The organism is Capilliphycus salinus ALCB114379, assembly GCF_047276495.1.
Classification (GTDB): domain Bacteria; phylum Cyanobacteriota; class Cyanobacteriia; order Cyanobacteriales; family Microcoleaceae; genus Capilliphycus; species Capilliphycus salinus.
Genome location: NZ_CP178543.1, coordinates 2772843 through 2789159, shown reverse-complemented (window position 1 = coordinate 2789159; position 16317 = coordinate 2772843). Strand labels below are relative to the sequence as shown.

At 43.3% G+C, this 16317-nt stretch carries 12 protein-coding genes and 2 pseudogenes; 6 read left to right on the top strand and 8 right to left on the bottom strand.

Annotation, left to right across the window (positions count from 1 at the left end; all coding sequences use genetic code 11):
* Window positions 1–45: 45 nt before the first annotated feature.
* Window positions 46–1599 (bottom strand): MBL fold metallo-hydrolase, encoded by a 1554-nt coding sequence (locus ACL6C3_RS11595; RefSeq protein ID WP_413167323.1) that lies wholly within the window; start codon window positions 1597–1599, stop codon window positions 46–48.
* 171 nt (window positions 1600–1770) lie between these two features.
* Between ACL6C3_RS11595 and ACL6C3_RS11590 the strand changes: the two genes are divergently transcribed.
* The gene (locus ACL6C3_RS11590; protein ID WP_413167322.1) at window positions 1771–2334 is read left to right on the top strand and encodes a phycobiliprotein lyase; all 564 of its coding nucleotides are present in this window, start codon (window positions 1771–1773) and stop codon (window positions 2332–2334) included.
* Between the two features lie 273 nt (window positions 2335–2607).
* On the opposite strand, the gene ACL6C3_RS11585 is transcribed toward ACL6C3_RS11590, so the two are convergent.
* Window positions 2608–3654, bottom strand: coding sequence for a hypothetical protein (locus tag ACL6C3_RS11585; RefSeq protein ID WP_413167321.1), 1047 nt, complete (start codon window positions 3652–3654; stop codon window positions 2608–2610).
* 248 nt (window positions 3655–3902) lie between these two features.
* On the opposite strand from ACL6C3_RS11585, the gene ACL6C3_RS11580 reads away from it, so the two are divergent.
* Window positions 3903–4622: an HAD-IA family hydrolase gene (locus ACL6C3_RS11580; protein WP_413167320.1), complete on the top strand. Its 720-nt coding sequence runs from the start codon at window positions 3903–3905 to the stop codon at window positions 4620–4622.
* A 38-nt stretch (window positions 4623–4660) separates the two neighbouring features.
* Here the strand turns inward: ACL6C3_RS11580 and ACL6C3_RS11575 are convergent.
* A pseudogene (locus tag ACL6C3_RS11575) lies at window positions 4661–5212 on the bottom strand (Uma2 family endonuclease).
* Window positions 5213–5431: 219 nt separating this feature from the next.
* On the opposite strand from ACL6C3_RS11575, the gene ACL6C3_RS11570 reads away from it, so the two are divergent.
* Window positions 5432–6958: a diguanylate cyclase gene (locus ACL6C3_RS11570; RefSeq protein WP_413167319.1), complete on the top strand. Its 1527-nt coding sequence runs from the start codon at window positions 5432–5434 to the stop codon at window positions 6956–6958.
* Window positions 6959–6982: 24 nt separating this feature from the next.
* Here ACL6C3_RS11570 and ACL6C3_RS11565 read toward each other — a convergent pair whose 3' ends face one another.
* The 4 genes and pseudogenes from ACL6C3_RS11565 to ACL6C3_RS11550 form a co-directional block, all read right to left on the bottom strand.
* Window positions 6983–7087, bottom strand: coding sequence for a hypothetical protein (locus tag ACL6C3_RS11565; RefSeq protein WP_413168300.1), 105 nt, complete (start codon window positions 7085–7087; stop codon window positions 6983–6985).
* Window positions 7088–7299: 212 nt separating this feature from the next.
* Window positions 7300–7743: pseudogene (locus ACL6C3_RS11560) on the bottom strand (Uma2 family endonuclease); the annotation flags it as partial.
* A gap of 30 nt (window positions 7744–7773) precedes the next feature.
* Window positions 7774–8373 (bottom strand): CPBP family intramembrane glutamic endopeptidase, encoded by a 600-nt coding sequence (locus tag ACL6C3_RS11555; protein WP_413167318.1) that lies wholly within the window; start codon window positions 8371–8373, stop codon window positions 7774–7776.
* 35 nt (window positions 8374–8408) lie between these two features.
* On the bottom strand, window positions 8409–9476 hold the full coding sequence (locus ACL6C3_RS11550; protein ID WP_413168299.1) for a DUF3326 domain-containing protein: 1068 nt from the start codon (window positions 9474–9476) through the stop codon (window positions 8409–8411).
* A gap of 116 nt (window positions 9477–9592) precedes the next feature.
* Between ACL6C3_RS11550 and ACL6C3_RS11545 the strand changes: the two genes are divergently transcribed.
* From ACL6C3_RS11545 to ACL6C3_RS11535, 3 genes are all read left to right on the top strand, one after another.
* Window positions 9593–11737: a serine/threonine phosphatase gene (locus ACL6C3_RS11545; protein WP_413167317.1), complete on the top strand. Its 2145-nt coding sequence runs from the start codon at window positions 9593–9595 to the stop codon at window positions 11735–11737.
* Between the two features lie 396 nt (window positions 11738–12133).
* The gene (locus tag ACL6C3_RS11540) at window positions 12134–12586 is read left to right on the top strand and encodes an Hsp20/alpha crystallin family protein (protein WP_413167316.1); all 453 of its coding nucleotides are present in this window, start codon (window positions 12134–12136) and stop codon (window positions 12584–12586) included.
* Window positions 12587–12827: 241 nt separating this feature from the next.
* Window positions 12828–13511, top strand: a complete 684-nt coding sequence (locus ACL6C3_RS11535) for a lecithin retinol acyltransferase family protein (protein WP_413167315.1) — start codon at window positions 12828–12830, stop codon at window positions 13509–13511.
* Window positions 13512–13832: 321 nt separating this feature from the next.
* Here ACL6C3_RS11535 and ACL6C3_RS11530 read toward each other — a convergent pair whose 3' ends face one another.
* Entirely contained in the window at window positions 13833–15455 is a 1623-nt protein-coding gene (locus tag ACL6C3_RS11530; protein ID WP_413167314.1) for an NAD(P)H-quinone oxidoreductase subunit 4, read from the bottom strand.
* Window positions 15456–16317: the final 862 nt, after the last annotated feature.

Below are 16317 nucleotides of genomic sequence, written 5' to 3'. Positions count from 1 at the left end.
CCTGAGTTCCAAGCGTTCTCAGCAATCGAGCCTCACCCTCAACTGTTAATCAAGATCTTCTAACTCTTGACTGGCTTCAAACACCGGACAGCAGCCATCTGGTGTCACCTTGAAATTGTAAAACGCCGAAGACGGGTTAGAACAGCGTTGGCCGCGATAATACAGACAATTGCCGCAACATTCAAGCTGTGAGGGTAAACCCTGATCGCTAGGTTGATTGAGCAATTCTCGTTGTGAGATTCCCCGCAACACCAACTCCTCACCTTGCCAGCGCACTTCCACCAACCCCGTATCCGCAAAACTTGGCCAGCGAGGGTCAGCAGTAATCGACTGAGAAATAGCAATATTAACCTCAGTGGCCAGTTCGCTCACTTCGGCTTCATAATGATTTTCCGGTAAAGCCGGCTGTATAAACGTTTCACCGATGGGCAATTCCACCAACATCCCCGCAGACGGATAGTGGAGTTGGTAGCGGTTGCGTAACTCATCGAGGTTGGTCAAATCCGCCAAATACAAAGGAGATCCATGCACAAAAATAATGTGCTGGGGTCGCACATTATGAATCAGTTGAGTCATACCCACCCCATCGCTGTGTTCGGAGAGGAAATAAGTTTCCACCCGTTCAAAGGGGGACTGAATTTCGGGCATCTTTACCCCGATACCCGGTCTTTCCGGCAAAAACAAAACCCAGGGTTTGTTAGGATCATCGGCGTATTGCTGCCAACAGGTTTGACGCTCGGCGATCACCACACAAGGAGACTCGCTCAAAGGCGGACGCTGTTGGGGGCTTAACCGTCGAACGCGGGGGCGAATTCGTTCATCCCAAAATAAGGGTTGATGCTGGGCAAAATTCTGGACGCTGGTGGGAAAATAGGGCAGAAGTTCCAGATAAATATCACAACCTTGAGCCACTTGGCTATCAACCCAAATCTCAATGTCGCGACCGGTAAAATAGTGGTGGCTGCGAAGCAACATCAACAATTCCTGTCCCAACCCCAAAGCCGGAGTCGGGAACAAAACCGAATAGCCGGCGCTCAACGTCTGGCTAATCCGCTCGGCTAACTGGTTTTCTAGCTGACGTCGATGGGGATGACGGGCGGTACCGTAAGACCCTTCTAAAATCAACACATCGGGTTTGATCCCCCGCAAGTCTCCCAGGGGTAATCCTTCGACCAGTCGAGAATTTGATAAAAAGAAATCACCCGTGTACAGCAGCTTATAGGTTCGTTGGGGAGACTCATATTTGAGCAGAATCGCCGCCGCCCCCGGTAAATGGCCGGCCGGAAACAAGGTGGCAGATAGTCCCTTTCGCAGTTGAATCTCGGATTTCCAAGGTAAAGGCTGACAAAATTGAGGAACTTCCTGTCGGGAAAATTCTGGCCAATTTAAAGGCAGAAGTTGGGCCGTGACTTCACTCCCATAAATGGGTAATTGGGGGAAGGCTTGATGGAGTGCCAGCAAACCGACCGCATGATCGGCGTGAGCATGGGTGCAGAACACAAAATCAGCAGGTTGAGAGCCTTCCGTCGATGCCAATAGGGGTGAAATATCCTGTATGCCACAATCGAGTAAAATTCGATGAGGCCCCATTCGTAGCATCAGACAAACCCCCTCATCTGCATGGCCAACGCTATAGGGGAAACATTCCAGGTCAATCACAAGGATCTGTCAATATTAAGAATTTAGTTTAGATTTTAATTTGGCGATCGATTTTTGATAAAAAAATGTTAACAAGTGTTTCAATATTTAGGCCATCAGCAGCAAATTGTTATGTCTATTGCTCAGTTTCAAGAATTTTTTGACCACTGCGTGGGAAGTTGGACCACAGAACGCACCTATCACTACTTGACTCATCAGGAGGTGGAGCGCTCTCATACGCAGTTTATTATCCATCCGATCGACTCCGAGATTAAGGCTAGAGTCTTGGCGGATAACCAACGTCCAACCCAAGACAACTTGGAGGAGTTACCCGGATATCAACTCGCCTTTGAGACGATTTCGGAAAAAGGGGACCAAGTATCCCAGCAGTTGAATATTCTGTTTGTTCCTCAAAAGGTTGAACTTCCCTTCATTGAAGGGGATTATCTGCGAGATAAAGCCTATGAAGAAGCTAAACCCATGATCGCTCATTTTCGCTACAATATCCACACCCGAGAACTGTTAATGACTACTCAGTATACTCGTGTGGTTTCTGTGGATTCGATCACCTTGATTAACCCCCAGTTACGGATTCGCAAAATCTTAAATTATCAGCGCCCTTTAGAAAATCAACCCCTAGAAAACGTCGTTTTAGCCGGTTTTGGTGTAGAACAAAAACAAGCTGTAATTGGTTGATTTCAAGCTGGAAAATTTGACATCGGAAACCCTTCTGTGCTTTTCCTGTAGCGAGTTTCGCTAAACTCAAACATTATAAAAAGTGATGAATTCCTAAAGACTCAACTGCCTAATTTTTGATTTTAGGGAAACCAGATAGGGTAGTTACTAAACTTACCCTATCTGCTAGAGAAGGCAGGGTACAAGAGAGCAGAGGAGAATCTAAACCTCTTGCTTTACTTATCCTACTATCAACTGCCAATTTCAAGCCGAACTCAATGATTTCTTAAGCTTTTACCGAATTTCAAACTGAGTTCCCCGATAGCATCCTTGAAAAGAAGTTAATTCGGTTTCCGTCAGTTGATTGAGTTGACTGACTAAACCCCCAGTCCCCTGGTTGTTTGCGGAATTCCAATCATACAGAAAATCTCCTAAAAATTTTCCCGTCTCTTTGTAACTGTATTCTTCAATGGGAACTCCTGAAACACCCGTCACTTTTTGATCGTGGTATCCATTAACAATAATTTTCTCAATCTTAACTCCCGGCGCTATGTCAATTTTCCAATTTACCGGTTCGTAGGATGATAACGCCAAAATCATCGGTTTACCTTGACGTGTCACCCTAACTTGTGCTTCTCCCATCGGATGATTATTGCCGCTATGATGAGGATGGGATTCGTACACTCCCACCAAATGCAGTTCTTTATCCCCGGAAGTCGGAGGTACAAAAGCGGAAAAATTCCCCGAACCCCCTACCCCACAGGTTGCAGTCGGAGAAATCGGAGTTAGAGGTACAGGTTGAATGGCTTGTTTTTGTTCGGGGATTGGCGAGAATTTCGGCGATAATACTGAAGACCAAGTTGCCAGTCCAAAACCTGCAATTAAAGCCGCTCCTACACCCACCGGAACCAGTTTTAGCCAACTGCGAAGGGGATTAAAACGACTCAGTTGGGCGATCGCGTAGCGAGTATCTCGGATGGGGTTATTGTTTCCATCCAAAGTTGCCAACAACCCTAAACCTTCCGGCTGTTCTAACAAACCTTGAACAATTTTACCCTCGCCGACGTACAAATTGCGAGTTTTGCGATCGAGCAACAACCAGTAATGTTCTGACTCGGCTAACTGATAATTGTGTACATCATAGCTGACTTGGGGATGTTCTAGGAACACCTGCCAAGCTAAACTGTTAGACGTTCCGGCTGTTTTACCATCGCTGTAGATCGCTTGTTCGATATCGGGTTCCCAATGCCAAGCAACCCAGCGATTTTCTGCATGATAACCTAAAGATTGTTCCAGGCGAGGATGTGCAGAAATGTCTAACCGTTTGATTAATTTAGACATAGTGTTTAGGAGTGAAATGTTAAGTGAGTTGAACAGTTTTGTTTGGGATTCTACTGTAGAGACACATTCAGCTAGTATCTCATCTTCTCACATCTTATTCGCGTTTGACAACTTTTTTACAAAATTCAGATCGGTTCTACACAAATAACCAAATTTGATATAATTCTTGGGAACAGTTCAGAAGTTCAAGATTCCTGTATAGTCGAGAGTTTTGAATTAGTTTTTCCCTGCCATCTTCATTCTACCCAATGTTAAAACCTCAAGTTATTTTTCTCGATGCTGTTGGAACGTTATTTGGTGTACGGGATAGCGTGGGTGAAGTTTACGCAAAACTCGCCTATCAGTTTGGAGTTGTCGCCGAACCCCACACCTTAAATAAAGCCTTTTTTCAACAGTTTGTTAACGCTCCGGCGATGGCATTTCCGGGAAAACAACTCGAAGAAATTCCACTGTTAGAGTTTCAATGGTGGGAAATCATCGCCCAAAACACCTTTAAACAAGTAGAATTATTCGAGAAATTTGAAGACTTTTCGCTATTTTTCAAAGACCTTTACGCCTATTTTGAAACCGACAAACCCTGGTTTGTTTATCCCGACGTACAGCCGACCTTAAAACGCTGGAAAAATCAAGGAATTGAACTGGGAGTTTTGTCCAACTTTGATTCGAGATTGTATCCCGTTTTAGAAGCCTTAAACTTGGCAGAATATTTTACCTCTGTGACCATTTCGACTCAAGTTGGAGCGGCAAAACCCGACCCGAAAATCTTTACTGTTGCGATAGAAAAATATCAATGTTCCCCGGAAAAAGTGATTCATATTGGAGACAGTTTCAAAGCCGACTATCAGGGGGCAAAAGCAGCCGGAATTCAAGCTATTTTAATCAATCGAAACGAAGGAGGTAAAACCATTCCTTTTGAACAAGAATCGGAATTTATCGAATGTCAAAGCTTGGAAGAATTGCCCTTTTGAACTTAGAATTATGAATTAAAACTTTGAATTAAAATTGATCAGTCGGAAATCATCGCTTCTACGGGAATTGTCACGTCAGGAAAAGCAACTGGGGAAACATTCCCGTCTTTTAAAGTTATTTTAGATCCGTACTCGCGCCCGCTAGGTTGACGGTAAACAATTAACTCCCCAGTTTGCAAATTGACCAACCAATATTCAGGAATTCCCGCTTCTGCATAAATGTGATATTTTACAGTAGAATCTTTCTCTAAACTGGTATTGGCATATTCAATCACCCAAAAGATATTTTCAGGATAGGGATGATGAGTTAAATATTCTCGCCCCAAAGGTTCAACGATCGCAATATCCGGTTCCGGTTCCGACTGGTTGGGTAGGGTAATGGGTTTAGCGGGACTCACGAGGGCGCGATCGCCCAGTAAACGGGTGAGATATTGACTCGCCGATCAACTAAAAAACGCATGAGGTTCGCCTTCTGGGGACATTTGAATAATGTCTCCCGATAACAACTCTACAGGGCGATCGTCGAGTAACCCCGTTTTAATCATGTGGTGGTAGTCTTCTAGGCTCCACTTGACCCTTGATAGTGTCATCTTTCACCTTTTATCAACCTTAACTTTAGTGTATTATTAAGATAACAGTTATTTTAGAATTTAGATCTTGAAAACGGCGTAGAATAAATTATTTTATAGAAAGGGTGGCAAGAGTAAACCGAAAACTTAGTCTGATTGTTGGGTAATTGAAAAGTGATAGCATATTGTAGATTGGTCGTTTGTCTGATTTTATTCGTGGCTCTGTTTGCAGTTTTGCCAGTGAAAGATGATGCCTATGCTGAAAATAGGATGATTGTTGTCGGTGAACGAGGGTTAATTCTAAGGCAGCCCGTTATTACCCTTGAAACCCAAAAAAACGAGGCAATAGACATCCTTAATAATGAGTTGAAAATTGCCCCTTCTGCCAAATATAATATCGCACAAAATAATTCTATCGCTTCCGAAGTCACTCTCAATTTTAATCAGGAAGAACAAAGATATCTTTCTCAAATCGATTTTATTCCCATTTGCGTTGACCCCGATTGGATGCCTTATGAAAAAGTAGATGAACAGGGAAAATATTTGGGTCTGGTTGCTGACTACATGAAGATTATTTCTGATCGCATCGGAAAAGAATTTCGGGTGGTAAAAACAAGTTCTTGGGATGAATCTTTGTCCGTTGCGCGACAACGGGGCTGCGATATTCTTCCGGGGGCTGTTCCCACACCATTGCGTAAGGAATATTTGGATTTTAGCGACCCTTACATCTTTTTGCCGTTGGTTGTGGCTACAAATTTAGAGGAAATATTTATTCTTGATTTTGAGCGGGTTTCAGATAATACTTTTGCCCTAATTAAAGGGTATGCAGCTATCGAATTACTCCGCAAAAAACATCCTGAGATTACCATAAAAGAAGTTCCTGATGCCGGGACGGGATTGGCAATGGTGCGGAAAAAGAAAGTGTACGGATATATCGATACTTTACCGACAATTAGCTATCAATTGAAAACGAATAGAATGCCCAATTTAAAAATTTCGGGCGAGCTTGATTTGGATTATGATGTGTCAATTGCCGTAAGAAATGATAGACCGATATTGCTATCGATCATCAACAAAGCCATTGCGACTATTTCTTATGAAGATCGTCAAAAGATATTTTATAACTGGATATCTGTCCGTTATGATCAGGGGTTTGACTATGTATTGTTTGGCGAAATTGTGGGTGTATCTATTATTTTTGTGTCCTTGCTGTTTTATCGAAATTTGATTATTTCCCGCTATAACAAAAGGCTGATTGAAGCGAATAAAAAGCTGGATGTTCTCTATAAAACCGACAAGCTAACGGGCTTATTCAACAGACACATTATTGATGAAGAAATTGAAAAGGAAGTTCTTCGTGCAAGCCGGTACAATCTAACATTTTCTCTTGTTCTGATGGATGTCGATCATTTTAAACAGATCAATGATACATACGGCCACCATGTCGGGGATTCTGTTCTGATGGAAGTTGCATTTATTCTGAAGAATAACTTGCGAAAGACAGATGTAGTCGGACGTTGGGGCGGAGAGGAGTTTATTGTCGTTTGTCCTGAAACCGGACTGTTCAACGCGACTCACCTGGCGGAGAAGTTGCGAAGTAAGATTGAACATCATCAATTTTCAGACGTTGAAAAGACAATTACTGCTAGTTTTGGTGTTTCTGCTTACCGAGTCGATGATACGGTGGAAAGTCTGATCAAAAGAGTCGATGGCGCCCTATACTGTTCTAAACGGAATAACCGCAATTGTGTGACGGTTAGGGATTAGCAATTCTAACCTATCACTTCCCCCTTACAATATTCGGTTTAGGTCTAAAATAAAACCGGGTAAAACATCCTCACCAGATAGATGAGTGGGATTAACTAAAACTTCGATATCGCGATCTTTTCGATAAATTTCGACCTGTTGATTTTGCGGATCAATTAACCATCCGAGTCTGGCTCCATTATCAATGGATAATTGACAATGGATAATTGATAATTAATTAATCAGGTTTAAGACCTCTCCTTTCAAGGAGAAAAAAGAAAAATTATTTCCTCTCTATCAATCCTCTTCATTTGGGTCGAGGTAATTATCCATTATTCATTATTAATTATCAATTATTGAACCATATATTCCTGCATTTTAGCTTGAAGTTTAGACAAACGATCCGATTCAGAACGCAATTCTACTACAAAATCAGGACAGAGAGGAACAAAACCTTTTCGTTGTTTTTCGGTTAACATATCCCAACGGTTTCGACTCACCCAAGACACATCAGGAGAACGATTGGCGCCGTTAGGAAGTCTAAATCCTGTAGAATAATCAAAGCCTTCTCCTAATTCTAAATGTGCTTCAACCCAATTCCCAAATTGCCCAATTATACTAAAATTCCGCTTACCCGATTCTCCACCTGTGGGGGGATTCACAATTAACTCTCCTTCTGAATTGCGTTCTAATCTTAAATCCCGGTTAACAATGGCAAGTGCTTCAAACTGTTCAGGGGTAACATGGAGAGCAATTTCACGGGGGATTTCTAAAGATAAAGTTTCTGATTCAAATGAGATTTGCATAAGCAATCATCTCCGTCCAAAATTTATAATTCATAATTCTGTTCCCTGTCCAATATATTTTAACTTCCACAAACAACCGGAAATAAAATTAGTAAAAATATGAGCCAAAATCGGCACAAATAAATTCCCGGTGGCGATCGCACTGTATCCCAAAATCAATCCGACAACAGTCGCCCAAATCACATAAGGCCACTGTTGAGAACCGCTAAAATGCAGCACCCCAAAACAAATACTAGAAATAATCAATCCCACAGGAGTCAAGCCAAACGCAGCCAACATCACCCCCCGAAACAGCAATTCTTCACTCAAACCCGGTAACAAACCCAACCACAATAAATCCGGCCATAATAGGGGAGTCAGTACCAATTTCAAATATAAATCGGCGCTGCGACTGTAAGCCGGCCACAAGCGATAAATAATCGAACTGGCGATCGTAATTCCAATCCCAAGGGCTACGCCTAAAGCCACATCAACGGGAGTAAAACGAACGGGTAACATCGAGACTTTCCCGAAAGAAAGCCACAATTTAGCGACAACAAATAATAAAGTCGCCGTTCCTCCCATCGCCACAAGAACTTGAGTGCGGGTTAACGGTTCAAACTCGGAATTTTTAGGACTATGTTCTACCACGATATTTTGATAAAATGCAAAAACAAAAAAACAGTTTAAACAAAAGAAGTTGAATCTATTTTAGCGATCGGCAACAGATTTGAACGCAGAGCATGAGGATCAATTCCGGCTTGATGAGCCACCAAAACCCCCAACGCTTCTAGATAAGAATTCACCGTGACGGCTTTAATTCCCAGTGATTCTGGACAAACTTGCATCTGAGTTTGGTTTTCCTCCACCGCAATAATCTGAGTTTGACGATTGCTAAAACTTAGAATAGCACTCCCTCCGCAAGCTGTGGCAGGAACAACAACCGCATCAACCGCATTTCCCCAGATCAGATCCGATGAAACAGGGGAACGAACCAACTGGGGCGCCCGACTCAACCCCGCCAACACACAGGGAAGAAACGTGTAGCCCAATTCTTCGGCCGCCGAACGGGGCGATAAATCGGGATCGAGTGGTAAAGTAGATAATGCCGGAGCATGGGCGCAGGGGATTCTAAACTGGCGGACAATCAAGTGAGAGATCACCGCTTCCGCTCCCGCCAACGGATCGACGCCCTGGCCATGTCGGTACTGTTCGAGGGCGAGACTGTCTTGATTATCGGGAAACCGAGCAACAACTGCGATCGCTTCGGCTTTTGCTTTTTTAATCAAGACTTCGGCGCCGCGCAGCAAACTGTCGGGGTTCTCGATCGTCCCCCAGGAGGCTCCAGAAGCCGCCGTTCTCAGTTCAACCCCCAAAGGGGCATCCGTGACCGCATAATCGGTTAAACTTAAACCTAGCGTCGCTCGTGCGGCATCGGCAACTTGCAGGTGGCGTTGGCGTAAGTCGGGTTCAATGGCTCGATCAAGCAATAACCCCACCCGGTTTTGATGAATGGGTTGTAAGCCCCAAGAACCCTTGGCAAATTGATCGAGTGCGTAGCCTTCGACATAAAACACGTTCGGCATGGGCCAATAGAGTTGAGCGCCGTTGAGAACGTTAGGATGAGTGATCAGGCGATCGCAAACTTTGGCCATTGCGCGAGCCACCGGTAAAGCATCACCGGCGAACCCTCCGATGGCGGCTCCAACTCCCGTTGGTACAATTAAAACAGCAGTGTAGGGACGAAAAATCATCATTTTAATTCCGCAGACAACCTGAGTTGTTACTCATTCCTCGTAAATTGTGCCTTAGAATGGAAGTCTGTAAGTCCAAAACCCCTACCGATTTTCTCGCTCTAGGGGATTGAGTTATGCTGGTCTGTCCCCAATGTCAGTTTGAAAATCCGAATCATCACAAGTTTTGTCAAAAATGCGGTTATAGTTTAACGCAGAGGACTTGTGGTGAGTGTGGTTCTACTGTACCTCACAATGTTCTCGATTGTCCCGATTGCGGCGCGAGGACCGGAACCGTTTGGTTAGCGGTGGTTTCGAGTTCGAGCTTGGTCTCGGAGCCTGAATACCTTTGCGAAGAAGAATTGGATCGACTCGGGGGGGCGAAGTCTGAAATTTCCGAAAAAACGGAGACAGTAACCGATAGAATTGAATCGGCAACTGGGGTAAAATCCGATCTCGAACTGACTCCCGATGAAATGTCTTCAGCCGCCGAAAACGCTGTAGAAGAAGTTGATGCTGTGGCTTCTCAAACGACGTGGGAAACCGTTTCTGAGGGGGAAATTTGGGGTTCAGAGGTTTTTGATGCGAGTCAAATTCCCCCGAGCGATGCTCTGGAGTCTCAAACCCGTGAGGACTCGAAGGACTCGGTTGAGTTAGAATCAAATGGCTGTATTCCCGGCTTGGATAAGGGAATGTTTTTGGATGAAAATCAGCGATATCAACTGATTGAACCTTTAAAAGCCTTGAAACCGGATGAAACGGTAACGTTAGAAGTTCTTGATACTCAGCCGCTTCAGATGTCTCCGTTGCAAGCAGCCCAACTTACTCTACTGTCGTCTTCGGAAAAGATGGATACTTTTGTGATTGCTGCGGCGCAAGCTTATTTGATTTTACAGTCTCAGTTTCCAGAATATTTTCCCAAACTTCAAGATGCTTGGGATTCTGATCTTTACAGGGTGATTCTGCTGGAAAATTACTCCCACTCCCCCATGTTACTTGAAAAATTTAGTTCGCCGGAAACTTCTCCTCAACAAATTCTGTCTTGGTTGCAACAAATGGCAGATTTATGGGAAATTTTAGAACCTTCCCAACAGCGTCAAAGTATACTTGAATTAAGGAATTTACGAGTTTCTCCCAATTATCCTCACAAAATTTGTTTGCAACGGTTGTATGCTGAATCTAAAGAGAATTATGTTTGTTTATCTGATTTGGGGAAGGCTTGGAAAACGTTAATTCAACAGTCTCAACGCACGTTGTTTGGTTCTTTGACTCAATTGTTGCGCGATCTCAATGAAGGTAAAATAGAAACGATTACTCAACTGAAACATCAGTTAGCCCAAGTTGAAATTGAGCTTAATTCTTCGATGGGGGAAACCAACTCGACATCGATATCCGCCCCGACTCGCATTCAGGAAGATTTAGAAGAGGATACCACAGATATTCCCACCGAGGCGAATGTCTCGCAGGCGACCCAGATCAATACATTGTTGCATTTAGAGGCAGCCGGTGCAACGGATATCGGACGCCGACGTCAGCGGAATGAAGATTCTTTTGGTGTGCAAACCCTCCTACACGAACAACAAACCCCCCAAGGTCGCGTTTTAGAAGCGAAAGGCTTGTATATTCTTTGTGATGGCATGGGTGGACACGCAAGCGGAGAAGTGGCGAGTCAGTTGGCGGTTGATACCCTCAAACAATATTTTCAAGCCCAATGGACCGACGAACTGCCAAGCCAAGAGATGATCAAAAATGCGATCGTACAGGCTAATAATACTATTTATGAAGCCAATCAGCAAGCGGTTCGTTCTGGGATTGGTCGCATGGGAACAACTTTGGTTATGGCTATTGTCGCCGATAATCAAGTGGCGATCGCTCATGTCGGAGATAGTCGGCTTTATCGTTTAACTTCCAACGGGATTGAACAAGTTACTACCGATCACGAAGTCGGACAGCGAGAAATTCAACGGGGAGTCAGTCGGGATGTGGCTTATGCTCGTCCTGACGCTTACCAACTCACTCAAGCTTTGGGACCGCGCGATCGCAATTTTGTTAAACCCGATATACAGTTTTTGGACGTTAAAGAAAATACTGTATTAATTTTAGCATCTGATGGGTTAACAGACAATAATTTACTGGAAATTTATCAGGCTACCCATGTCGATCCTCTACTCGATCCGCAAACCGATCTCAATACCGGAGTCAATCAATTAATTGATCTGGCGAACGAACACAACGGTCACGACAATATTACCATCATTGCGATTCGGATGTTGGTTTCTTGAACTCAGGTGTCGGGTGTCGGGAGTCGGGAGTTGGGAGTTGGGAGATGGGGAGATGGGGAGGTGGGGAGATGGGGAGATGGGGAGATGGGGAGATGGGGAGATGGGGAGGTAAGAAGTCACAAGTCAGAACTTACTGAAAACTGACAACTGAAAACACTGATAACTGATCACTGTAACAACTGGTGACTGGTAATGAGTGACTGTAAAGACTGGTGACTGTAAAGACTGGTGACTGTAAAAGGTTCGGTTTTCTGTATTAAAGGTTCGGTTAAATATTCGGTGTAGAAACCCCACTTTAAATTCGTGTTTTCTACGCTTTAAAAACCTTTTTTTTCTCGGCATTATTAAAACTGTAAGCAATAAATCATCCACACAAAAAACCGGAGAGAAAACCAAATGATGTTAGTAACTCGTTACAACCCCTTCGCCGAAGTTGAAAAAATGTTTGAAGAAATGACCACCGCTAAAATGACAAATTACTGGACTCCCGCAGTAGAATTACAAGACAATTCCGATCACTTTACTGTCCGGGCGATTCTTCCCGGTTTAGAAACCGATAAACTCGATATTCAAGCCACCAAGAAAGGCGTTGTAATTTCGGGTAAAACCGCACGTCCCCAACTGAATGAAGGTGAAAAATACCTGCACAGCGAGTTTCCGGTTGGTGAATTTCGTCGGGTTGTCGTCCTTCCCGAAGCGATTATCAATACAGAAGTTAAAGCCGATTATACCAACGGAATTTTAACTCTGACTTTACCGAAAGCGCCGGAAGTTGTTAACCGTGTGGTCAAGGTTAATTTAACCGCAACCTCTCAACCCGAAGCGTTAGAAACTGCCGACGTTCAATAACTCCAAATTCGGGTTATAATAGGTGATTAACTGATAGATAACCCGGTTGTCAGAGGTAACTTAAAAGATGAATTACCGAGACAAAACCGGGTATTTTCCTTTTCTTTCAGGAGACTTCCGGAAAGGTTAATTAACTGTAAAAAAAACAAGTTTGAAGGCGAAGCATTCTAATATGATATTTGACTAATGAATAATCCCAAAGGATTTATACTGAAAAATAGAGTTAAACAACACAGGAAATATGGCTAGAGGCGATCAAGTTTATGCTTATCGAGAATTTTTGAATCTAGATGGCGTGTATGAACATCACGGTATAGACTGCGGAGATGGTACCGTTATTCATTATCGCAAACCGAGCGAAGTCATAGAACGGACTTCTATAGAAACGTTTGCGCGAGGGGGTAAAGTTTATGTCAGACGTTATCCCGTGCGTTATATTCCCGATACGGTCATTCAACGTGCGGAGAGTCGTTTGGGAGAGCGCAAATATAATCTATTATTTAATAACTGCGAACATTTTGCGACCTGGTGCGTGACCGGTGTTAATGATAGTCGTCAAATTAGAGATTTTGTACCGCTTCTCAATCAAATTAATGTCGATCAATTATATCGACCCATTCAAGAAGCGCTAACCGGGATTAAAAAAGATAACGCTCCGCTATTATTAGATAAAGCGTTAGCCGATATCCGCACCGCTTGGGATGATGTTCATCCGAAGTACAAACAAGCTGTTGAGGAGATGAATACTTGGCAAAATGTCGCCAGCGAAGCGTTAAAACAAAATCGAGAAGATTTAGCTCGTCAAGCTTTGCAACGAAAGATATTTTACAAAAAACGCGCTGAAGAACTCGAAGAAAAATTAGAGAATTTAGCCGCAATGACTCAAAACTTGCTCAAGAATCAGAAAAACTTGCAAATTTTATAGAGCCGTTTGTCTAAACTTGAAACTGGGGCGGAAGGATTCAAATCTAAGATAGTCTCTACAACCCTTATTCTAACGTGACTCACCCTTTACTCAATCCAAACTGAAGTTAGGAAGTTAGTAAACCCACTAAAAACCTCTAGAAGTTTATGCCTCTAGAGGTTGAATTTATGACTTACTACATCAATTCGTTGAAGGCTTTATTTTTGGCTTGTTGAACAAATATAGGAAAGGGTGAGTTGATCAAACCCACCCTTAGCGTTCACTTTCTTGTTGCTTTTTAAACTGCGATTGTTATTTCAGTTTAAATTTCAGTGTTCAAAATTAGGTATTTACATCAAGGCTAGAAAACAACGCTTGTTGTGTGGGTTCGGGAATCTTGGGTGCAACATAACCGCCAGAATACAACACAGAACCCCGTTGTTGTTGAGCAAAAATTGGGAAGATCTCACGGACTTGAGAAGCTACTTCAACCGTTTTTACATCGTAGGTGCGAGTTGCTAACTTCGGATAAACTCCAATTCCGATAATGGGAAGCAGTAAACAAACGGCGATCGCAACTTCGCGAGGTTTGGCATCTCCGAGATAATCTTCAATCACCAAACCAAAGTTATTTTTTCCGTAGAAGACTTGACGCAATAGGCTGAGTAAATAAATCGGAGTCAGAATTAAGCCAACTGCGGCTAAACCGATAACCACGACTTTGAAGTTAGAGTTATAAACGTTGCTGGTGGTAATTCCTAAAAAGACGCTCAATTCACCTGCAAAACCGCTCATTCCCGGTAATGCCAAAGATGCCATCGATCCTGCGGTAAACAGTGCAAATACTTTCGGCATTGACTCGGCCATACCGCCCAATTTTTCCATCATTAAGGTATGAGTCCGTTCGTAGGTAACGCCGGTTAGGAAGAACAACATCGCCGCAATTAAACCGTGAGAAATCATCTGAAGTACGGCGCCATTTAATCCCAACTCAGTTAAGGAAGCGATACCGAGGAGAACAAAACCCATGTGGGAAATAGACGAGTAGGCCAGACGTCGTTTTAAGTTGGTTTGGGCGAAGGCACTTAACGCACCGTAGACGATATTAACAACTCCTAAAACTGCCAGGACAGGTGCAAAATACAGGTGAGCATTCGGCAACATTTCGATGTTCATCCGAATTAACCCGTAACCGCCCATCTTTAATAAAACACCAGCCAAAATCATCGAAACGGGTGCAGAAGCTTCGCTATGGGCATCCGGTAGCCAAGTGTGAAGCGGGAAAATGGGGAGTTTTACACCGTAAGCAATGATGAATCCTGCGTAGAGTAAAAGTTCTAAGAAAATCGGGTAATTTTTGTGGGAAAGTTCGGTCATGTCGAAGGTGACATTTCCGCCATAAAACGCCATTGCCAGTGCAGCAGCGAGGATGAAAACAGAACCGAGTGCAGTGTAAAGGATGAATTTAGTTGCAGCGTAAAGGCGTTTTTGTCCGCCCCAAATCGAGATTAATAAATATACGGGTACTAATTCCAGTTCCCACATCAGGAAGAACAACAGCAAGTCCTGTGCGGCGAATACTCCGAGTTGGGCGCTGTACAACACCAACATCAACGCATAAAAAAGTCGTGGCTTTTTAGTAACATTCCACGACGCGAGTATTGCTAGGGTGTTGACGAAACCTGTTAAAGCAATTAGGGGCATTGACAGGCCATCAACGGCGACAGACCAGTTGAGTCCCAGTTGGGGTATCCAGGCGTAGGTTTCAGTCAGTTGGAAGCCGGAGTTGTCTAAGTTGTAGTGAGTCCAGAAACAGAATATTGTTAAAACTAGGTCTAATAACCCGACTCCGAGTGCATACCAGCGAATAGTACGGCCTTCTTTATCGGGGAGGATAGGAATAGCGAGGGATGCCAGGAGGGGCAACAAGATAATCGTGGTTAGCCAGGGAAGTTGACTGCTCATGATCCGTGAGAATAAATACCTATTGCGTTCACTTCATCTATCATACATGAAGTTTTGTTAATTACATTGTAGAAAAGAAAATTTTTTCCTGGCAGAGGGACTCGGGGGACTAGGCTAATGATTTCAAATAGCTGATTCGGGGGGTGATCTCGGAAAAATAAAATCACCTGAAACCAATACACAGTAATAGTTTTAGGGATAAATTTTCCTGACGAGTCCTTGCTTCTATCCTCCCAAAGTAATGTGTTTTTTAGTAACGAAATGTAAACAGAAATTTTTTATGAGACTGATAACTTCGGCAAATTTACCTCTTTGTCTAAATATTCAACCCCCAAAAGATTAGATAACGTTATAAAAAAAAGAATTACTTGGCACTAAGACTCATATGATAAGTATTTTTTATAAATTTTTGAGGTTGGGGTTGTGGCGAGGGGTTCAGTTAGGTTCCCGGGGATGAACTGATTTCTCAAATTAAAAGATCGCTTTGATCCCTCCGCCTGCGGCACCTCCCTTAAAAAAGGAGGTTTGGGAGGTTGAGAGGTTACAAGTGTATTTAAAGTCCCCCTTTTTAAGGGGGATTTAGGGGGATCTAACCCTTTTTAAGGGGGATTTAGGGGGATCTAACCCTTTTTAAGGGGGATTTAGGGGGATCTAACGTTTTTTAAGGGGGATTTAGGGGGATCTAACGTTTTTTAAGGGGGATTTAGGGGGATTTAGGGGGATCTAACGTTTTTTAAGGGGGATTTAGGGAGATCGATTAACTTTTTTTCAATTTCAGATTTAACGTAATATAAGATGGTATAATCGTGGCAAATTAAGCTATCTAAATCGAGAACAAAATCAACCACTAGGGACGTCGAGC

Bases quoted from the DNA above. Each gene is read 5' to 3' on its own strand.
- ACL6C3_RS11590 (WP_413167322.1), top strand. From the start codon at position 1,771: ATGTCTATTGCTCAGTTTCAAGAATTTTTTGACCACTGCGTGGGAAGT.
- ACL6C3_RS11535 (WP_413167315.1), top strand. From the start codon at position 12,828: ATGGCTAGAGGCGATCAAGTTTATGCTTATCGAGAATTTTTGAATCTA.
- ACL6C3_RS11530 (WP_413167314.1), bottom strand. From the start codon at position 15,455: ATGAGCAGTCAACTTCCCTGGCTAACCACGATTATCTTGTTGCCCCTC.
- ACL6C3_RS11595 (WP_413167323.1), bottom strand. From the start codon at position 1,599: ATGCTACGAATGGGGCCTCATCGAATTTTACTCGATTGTGGCATACAG.
- ACL6C3_RS11545 (WP_413167317.1), top strand. From the start codon at position 9,593: ATGCTGGTCTGTCCCCAATGTCAGTTTGAAAATCCGAATCATCACAAG.
- ACL6C3_RS11585 (WP_413167321.1), bottom strand. From the start codon at position 3,654: ATGTCTAAATTAATCAAACGGTTAGACATTTCTGCACATCCTCGCCTG.
- ACL6C3_RS11540 (WP_413167316.1), top strand. From the start codon at position 12,134: ATGATGTTAGTAACTCGTTACAACCCCTTCGCCGAAGTTGAAAAAATG.
- ACL6C3_RS11580 (WP_413167320.1), top strand. From the start codon at position 3,903: ATGTTAAAACCTCAAGTTATTTTTCTCGATGCTGTTGGAACGTTATTT.
- ACL6C3_RS11550 (WP_413168299.1), bottom strand. From the start codon at position 9,476: ATGATTTTTCGTCCCTACACTGCTGTTTTAATTGTACCAACGGGAGTT.